Source organism: Pedobacter psychrodurus, assembly GCF_004331735.1.
Taxonomy (GTDB): domain Bacteria; phylum Bacteroidota; class Bacteroidia; order Sphingobacteriales; family Sphingobacteriaceae; genus Pedobacter; species Pedobacter psychrodurus.
In genome coordinates, this window is sequence record NZ_SJSO01000054.1 from 1 (window position 1) to 1,504 (window position 1,504).

The 1,504-nt window shown below is 39.6% G+C and carries 1 protein-coding gene; it reads left to right on the plus strand.

What is annotated here, in order from left to right; genetic code table 11:
* Positions 1-87: 87 nt before the first annotated feature.
* Positions 88-1,503: an IS4 family transposase gene (locus EZ456_RS24965; protein WP_131534935.1), complete on the plus strand. Its 1,416-nt coding sequence runs from the start codon at positions 88-90 to the stop codon at positions 1,501-1,503.
* The last annotated feature ends 1 nt before the right edge of the window (position 1,504 follow it).

Here is a 1,504-nt window from a genome sequence, read left to right on the forward strand (position 1 = left end):
AGCTAATCTTTACACACATTTATTTATAGAAAACATATTATAACGATCTGATTATCAATTATTTGTGGTTTATTTTTTGTATCTTTAATGATGTTAGATCATTGTTATTCAGGTGTTTATAAAGGTTTTTTATCAGATAGTCGTATTGCAGTTAGATTAGAAAATTGTTTGTCAGATTTATTATCTTCGGGAACAGCAGTCATCAATCGGTTAGCTCCAACCCATTCCTTAAAAGCTGCCTTCTATCGTATGCTATCGAACAAGCGATTGGAACATGATGATATTCTTGAAGGTGGCTATCGGCTTTGCAATAGCACTTTAAATTCACTTAAACATGTGTTGTGCATTCAGGATACTACAGAATTCAATTATCGTGGCATCAGAAACAAGTTGGGAGAATTGGACCCAAATATCGGTCCGACCGGAAACAAAACCGTCCCGGGCTTTTTTTGCCATCCCATGCTGGTCGTGGATGCTGAAAGCTCATCCATTCAGGGACTTTCCTCAGTAATTATCTACAATCGGACATGGCACCAAAAGGATAAAAACGAGCGGAATTATGCTCAGTTGCCAATTCAGGACAAGGAGTCCTATCGATGGATCAAGAGCACTGAATTAAGCAGGGGAATAATTCCTGAAACAACCGTGATGACAGTTATAGGTGATCGAGAAAGCGATATCTATGAAGAGTTTATAGTGGTTCCAGATCAACGAACCCACGTGCTGGTAAGATCCAGAGCGGATCGAAACCTCTCGGACAAGGGCAAGTTATATAGTAGGCTGGATGGTATTGTACCCCAGGGGAACTCTACTATCCATGTGAGTTCTACAAAAAAAAGAAAAGCCAGAATCGCTCATATGGATATCAGCTTCAGCAAAGTTATAATATGTGCCTCGCGTAATTATAAGGGAGAGCAAAAGACAATTGAGCTATCTGCTATACTTGTTAAGGAACGGGCTGAAACCGTCCCTGATGGAGAATTGCCCATCTTGTGGCGCTTACTGACAACACATAGGATTGAAACCCTTGAACAAGCCAACCAATGCATTGAATGGTATAAGAAAAGATGGTTAATAGAGGAATTGTTCAGGGTTATAAAGACAAAAGGTTTTGGAATAGAATCAAGTCAACTGGGATCAGGTGCTGGTTTAAAGAAAATGCTTTCCATGACATTACTGGTTGCACTTAAGATAATGCAGCTAAAGCTTGGGCTGAAAGATGAATCGATGCAGGCAGCAGATGTATTCAGTTCGAACCAAATAGATTATCTAGATATGGTAAGACAACGAGTGGAAGGAGGCACAGAATTACAGAAAAATCCATACAAAAAGCAAACCCTGGCTTGGGCCACATGGTTATTAGCTAGACTGGCAGGATGGAGCGGATATAAATCTCATGGTCCACCAGGATATATCACAATCAAAGAGGGGTTAGATAAATTCAACCAACAATTTATAGTTTATGCACAAGTAATGGAACACAAAGATGTGTGTAAAGATTAGC